This is a genomic window from Caulobacter sp. B11 (genome assembly GCF_002737765.1).
GTDB lineage: Bacteria > Pseudomonadota > Alphaproteobacteria > Caulobacterales > Caulobacteraceae > Caulobacter.
Window position 1 is genome coordinate 1 of the sequence record NZ_PEGG01000088.1, and the last position, 5,302, is coordinate 5,302.

The window sequence follows — 5,302 nt, forward strand, 5'->3', positions numbered from 1 at the left end:
CGTCCAAGACCGACCTGGCCCTGGCCGAGGCCGCCGCCGCCGCCGGCTCGGAAGTCGGGGTCTGCGTCGTGGCCAATGACAACAACAACGGCAATGTCGTGATCTCAGGCGACAAGGCCGCCGTGGACAAGGCCATCGAGAAGGCCAAGGAACTGGGCGCGCGGGCGATTCCGCTGAACGTTTCCGCGCCCTTCCACTGCCCGCTGATGCGCCCGGCGGCCGAGGAAATGGCCGAGGCCCTGGCCCGCACCACGATCATCGCGCCGCGCGCGCCGCTGGTGGCCAATATCACCGCCAGTCCCGTGCATGATCCCGATGTCATCCGCGGCCTGCTGGTCGAACAGGTCACCGGCCGAGTCCGCTGGCGCGAAAGCATGATCTGGCTGGCCGGCGAGGGCGGTGTCACCCGCTTCGCCGAGGCCGGCGCCGGCAAGGTGCTGTCGGGCATGGCCAAGCGGATCGCCCCCGACGCCGAGGCCACGCCCCTCAACAGCCCCGCCGACCTCGAAGCCTTCGCAAAATCGCTCTAGTTTCCGTCGTACGGAGAACCCCCATGTTTGATCTCACCGGCAAGACCGCTCTCGTCACTGGCGCCACGGGCGGCATCGGCGGCGCCATCGCCAAGGCTCTGCACGAACAGGGCGCCCATGTCGTGCTCTCGGGCACCCGCGAATCGGCCCTGAGCGACCTGGCGACCCAGTTCGGCGAGCGCGTCTCGTTCGTGGCCGCCAACCTGTCGGACGCCGCCGCTGTGGATGGTCTGGTCGCCAAGGCTGAGGAAGCCGCCGGCGCGCCGCTCGATATCGTGATCGCCAACGCCGGGATCACCCGCGACGGCCTGATCGTCCGGATGAAGGACGAGGACTGGGAAACCGTCATCAAGGTCAACCTTGAGGGCTATTTCCGTCTGGCCCGCGCCGCAGCCAAGGGCATGATGAAGCGCCGCTCCGGCCGCATCATCGGCATCACCTCGGTGGTGGGGGTCACGGGCAATGCGGGCCAGACCAACTATGCCGCCTCCAAGGCCGGAATGATCGGGTTTTCCAAGGCCTTGGCCCAGGAACTGGCCAGCCGAAACGTGACCGTAAACTGCGTGGCGCCCGGGTTCATCGCCAGTCCGATGACCGACTCCCTGACCGATGCGCAGAAGGCGGGCATCCTGTCCGACATCCCGGCCGGTCGCCTGGGCGAGGGTAGCGATATCGCCGCCGCCTGCGTCTACCTGGCCAGCGATCAAGCCGCCTATGTCACGGGGCAGACCTTGCATGTGAACGGCGGCATGGCGATGATCTAGACCGCGAGTTTCTTTGCAGGCGGGCCGCTGGTCACCTGAAAAGGAACGTGATAGGCGGTTGCCCGACAATTCCCGTGGACGGTGAGGCGCTCGCCAAGTCGCCCGGGGGGATCAGATTCATAACGAGGGACTAAAAAGAATGTCCGACATTCTCGAGCGCGTGCGTAAGATCGTCATCGAGCATCTGGATGCCGATCCCGAGAAGGTCACGGAGAAGGCCAGCTTCATCGACGACCTGGGCGCCGACAGCCTCGACAACGTCGAGCTGGTGATGGCGTTCGAAGAAGAGTTCGATATCGAAATTCCGGACGACGCCGCCGAACATATCCAGACGGTCGGCGACGCCGTGAAGTTCATTACGGAAAAGACCGGCGCCTAAGGGCGCCGGGTTCGCCTGATCGCGAACGCAAAGACCAGTACCGCCGCGCGCACGGGCTCTTGCCTTCGTGCGCGCGGCGGTTTTCGTATGTGGCCAAGATTCGCGCCGTTTGCGGCTATGCAGGCTTCTCGCCCATCGCCATCTTCGACGCCTGACAGGTTGGGAGTGATCCATGCGTAGAGTCGTCGTCACCGGGCTGGGCCTGCTGACCCCTCTGGGCCAGGGCGTTGATGTGTCCTGGAAGAACATTCTAGCCGGGAAGTCGGGCGCGAACCGCATTACCGCCTTCGATCCTACGGATTATGCCTGCCAGGTGGCGTGCGAGGTTCCGCGCGTCGATGGTCGCGGCGGCGGTGGACCCGACGTCGAGGGTTCGTTCAATCCCGACCTGACCCTGAGCCCGCGCGACCAGCGCAGGGTCGATGATTTCATTCTTTATGGCATCGCGGCCGCCGACGAGGCGATCAAGGATTCAGGCTGGGTTCCCGAGACCGAGGAAGACCGCTATCGCACCGGCGTGATGCTGGGCTCGGGCATCGGAGGCCTGTCGACCATCGCCGACACCGCGGTCGAACTGGAACTGAAGGGCCCCCGCAAGGTCAGCCCGTTCTTCATCTCCTCGGCCCTGATCAACCTGATCTCCGGCCAGGTCTCGATTCGCTACGGCTTCAAGGGCCCCAACCACGCGGTGGTCACCGCCTGCGCCACGGGCGCCCACGCCATCGGCGACGCCACACGGCTGATCAAGTACGGCGACGCCGACGTGATGATCGCCGGCGGTGCCGAGGCGGCGATCTGCAAGGTCGGCATCGCCGGCTTCATCGCCTGCCGCGCCATGGCCACCGATTTCAATGATACCCCCGAGAAGGCCTCGCGCCCCTATGACAAGGATCGCGGCGGCTTCGTGATGGGCGAGGGCGCCGGCGTGGTGGTTCTTGAAGAGTACGAGCACGCCAAGGCCCGCGGCGCGAAGATCTATGCCGAGGTGGTCGGCTACGGCCTGTCGGGCGACGCCTATCACATCACCGCACCCGTCGAGGACGGCGACGGCGGTTTCCGCGCCATGAAGGCGGCCCTGAAGGACGCGGGGCTCGAGCCCTCGGACGTCGACTATGTCAACGCTCACGGCACCTCGACCATGGCTGACGGCATCGAGGCCGGCGCGGTCGGCCGCCTGCTGGGCGATCACGCCAAGAACGTGGTGATGTCCTCGACAAAGTCGATGACTGGTCACCTGCTCGGCGCGGCCGGGGCCATCGAGGGGATCTTCTCGATCCTCGCGATCCGCGACCAGATCGCGCCGCCGACCATCAATCTCGACAATCCCGATGTCGAGACCGAGATGAACCTCGCGCCACACAAGGCCGTGCCGATGAAGATCGATGTCGCGGTTTCCAACAGCTTCGGCTTTGGCGGCACCAACGCCTCGGTCGTATTCCGCAAGATCTCGTGAGCAAGCCGCCTCGTCCGCAGCGTCGGCCGGCGTCCCGACGGGGGGAAACGGCCTCGGGTCTTCGGCGTCTGATCGCCATGGCGCTGGGAGGGGTCACCACCCTCGCCGTCGTGGGCATGGCTGCGATCCTGGGGGCCCTATGGCTCTATCAGGGCTCAGGTCCGGCCGCCAAGACCGGTGACTACACCACGGTTGTGCTTCGCCGTGGCTCAAGCCTTCCCGAGATCGCCCAAACCCTGCAGAGAAGCGGTGCGATACGCTCCTCGTCGCTGTTTCTCACCGCGGCCCAACTGACCGGCTCGGCCCGCAAGCTCAAGGCCGGAGAGTACGAGTTTCCCTCCAGGGCCTCGCTGTCGAGGGTCATGGCGGCGATTCGTGACGGCAAGGTTGTGCGTCACCAGGTGACGATCCCCGAGGGCATGACCTCGGACATGGTGATCGATATCCTCAACCGCTCGACGGTGTTGACCGGTTCTGCGCCAACCCCGCCCGAGGGTTCGGTTCTCCCAGAGACCTATCAGGTCGAACGCGGCGAGGACCGATCGGCGGTTTTGCAGCGCATGATGGACGACCGTGACAAGATTCTTGACGCCCTGTGGGCCAAGCGTCAGCCGGGACTGCCGTTCGACACCAAGGAAGAGGCGGTGACCCTGGCCTCGATCGTGGAGAAGGAAACCGGCCTGGCCAGCGAAAGGCCGCGGGTCGCCGCCGTGTTCGTCAATCGGCTGCGCAGCGGCATCCGCCTGGGGAGCGACCCGACCATCATCTACGGGCTGACACGGGGGCGCCCGCTAGGGCGCGGGATCCTGCTGTCCGAACTGCAGCGCCAGACGCCCTACAACACCTACCAGATTGACGGATTGCCCCCCACGCCGATCGCCAATCCTGGGCGCGCCGCGTTGGCGGCGGTCCTGGATCCGCCCAAGACCGATGAACTCTATTTCGTGGCGGATGGCAGCGGCGGGCACGTCTTCGCCAAGACCTATGACGACCATCTGCGCAATGTCGCCAAGTGGCGGCAGGTCGAGCGTCGCGCGGCGGCTCCGACCCCGGCGGCGGCGCCGGCCCTCAGCGGGGGCTGATCATGGCCTTGTCGGGTATGACCGGCTTTGCCCGGGTCGAGGGCGCGCACGGGGCTTGGTCGTGGGCGGTCGAGGCGCGCAGCGTCAACGGCCGCAATCTTGAGACCAGATTCCGGGGCCCGCCCGGCTTCGACGCCCTCGACAAGGCCGCCCGCGACGGCGCGCAGGCCCGCTTTCAGCGCGGCCAGCTGACCGTCAATCTGCAGGCCAAGCGGCTGGAGACCAGTGGGGCCACCCAGGTCAATATCGAGGTGCTTGAACGATATCTGATGGCCGGCGGCCCCTATGTGGCGACCGGCATGGTCGCAAAGCCCACGCTGGATGGCCTGTTGGCCCTGCGCGGCGTCATTGAGGTTCGCGAAGAAGACGAGGCTGAGGAAGATCGCGCGGCGGTCGAGGCGGCGATGCTCGTCAGCCTGGCCCAGGCGCTGGACGACCTGAGGGGCGCGCGCCAGGAGGAGGGCGCCGCGCTGGCGCCCATTCTCGCCGCCCTGGTCGTCCGCATTGAGGACCTCACCGCCCAGGCTGAAGACGAAGCTCGCGGCCAGCCCGCCGTGCTGCGCGACCGTTTCGTTCGCAAGCTGAGCGATCTGCTGGGCGAGGCGGCTCCGGCGGAGCGCATCGTGCAAGAGGCGGCCGCCCTGGCGGTCAAGGCCGATGTGCGCGAGGAGTTGGACCGGCTGTCGAGTCATGTCGCCGCGGCGCGGGCCCTGCTGGCCTCGGACGTCGCCGCGGGCCGCCGGCTGGATTTCCTGTCTCAGGAGTTCATGCGAGAAGCCAACACCCTCTGCAGCAAATCCGCGCTCACAGCGCTGACCGCGCACGGCCTAGAGCTAAAGGCCACGATCGAGCAATTCCGGGAACAGGTTCAGAATGTTGAGTAAAGCAGCCAAGGCCGAGCACCGGACCCGCGGCCTTCTGCTGATGGTCGTGGCGCCGTCGGGCGTCGGAAAGACGTCGCTGACCCGCCGGCTCGTCGCCGATCACGGCGACCTGCATCTGTCGATCAGCGCCACCACCCGCGAGCCCCGTCCCGGCGAGCACGAGGGGCGCGACTATCATTTCGTGAGCCGCGGCGACTTCGAGGTCATGGT

The 5,302-nt window shown here is 66.6% G+C and carries 6 protein-coding genes and 1 pseudogene; all 7 read left to right on the forward strand.

Features of this window, described 5'->3' with window-relative positions:
• Nucleotides 1–530 (forward strand): ACP S-malonyltransferase (locus CSW58_RS05175; protein WP_143755084.1); only part of this gene is annotated, 530 nt, incomplete at its 5' end.
• A gap of 23 nt (nt 531–553) precedes the next feature.
• Nucleotides 554–1,294 carry a 3-oxoacyl-[acyl-carrier-protein] reductase gene (fabG, locus tag CSW58_RS05180; RefSeq protein ID WP_099446574.1) on the forward strand — a complete coding sequence of 247 codons (741 nt, stop codon included), beginning with the start codon at nt 554–556 and terminating at the stop codon, nt 1,292–1,294.
• Nucleotides 1,295–1,433: 139 nt separating this feature from the next.
• Complete coding sequence (locus tag CSW58_RS05185) at nt 1,434–1,673, forward strand: acyl carrier protein (RefSeq protein ID WP_007672577.1); 240 nt, start codon at nt 1,434–1,436, stop codon at nt 1,671–1,673.
• Nucleotides 1,674–1,845: 172 nt separating this feature from the next.
• Entirely contained in the window at nt 1,846–3,126 is a 1,281-nt protein-coding gene (gene fabF, locus CSW58_RS05190; protein WP_099446575.1) for a beta-ketoacyl-ACP synthase II, read from the forward strand.
• A 77-nt stretch (nt 3,127–3,203) separates the two neighbouring features.
• Nucleotides 3,204–4,208: an endolytic transglycosylase MltG gene (mltG, locus tag CSW58_RS05195; protein WP_369825080.1), complete on the forward strand. Its 1,005-nt coding sequence runs from the start codon at nt 3,204–3,206 to the stop codon at nt 4,206–4,208.
• A 2-nt stretch (nt 4,209–4,210) separates the two neighbouring features.
• Nucleotides 4,211–5,092: a YicC/YloC family endoribonuclease gene (locus CSW58_RS05200; RefSeq protein ID WP_099446577.1), complete on the forward strand. Its 882-nt coding sequence runs from the start codon at nt 4,211–4,213 to the stop codon at nt 5,090–5,092.
• Nucleotides 5,082–5,302, forward strand: a pseudogene (locus CSW58_RS05205) (guanylate kinase); the annotation flags it as partial. The gene CSW58_RS05200 and the pseudogene CSW58_RS05205, both read left to right, overlap by 11 nt.

What these genes read in the sequence shown, in the direction of transcription:
- fabG (WP_099446574.1), top strand. Translation starts at nt 554, where the DNA reads ATGTTTGATCTCACCGGCAAGACCGCTCTCGTCACTGGCGCCACGGGC.
- CSW58_RS05185 (WP_007672577.1), top strand. Translation starts at nt 1,434, where the DNA reads ATGTCCGACATTCTCGAGCGCGTGCGTAAGATCGTCATCGAGCATCTG.
- fabF (WP_099446575.1), top strand. Translation starts at nt 1,846, where the DNA reads ATGCGTAGAGTCGTCGTCACCGGGCTGGGCCTGCTGACCCCTCTGGGC.
- mltG (WP_369825080.1), top strand. Translation starts at nt 3,204, where the DNA reads ATGGCGCTGGGAGGGGTCACCACCCTCGCCGTCGTGGGCATGGCTGCG.
- CSW58_RS05200 (WP_099446577.1), top strand. Translation starts at nt 4,211, where the DNA reads ATGGCCTTGTCGGGTATGACCGGCTTTGCCCGGGTCGAGGGCGCGCAC.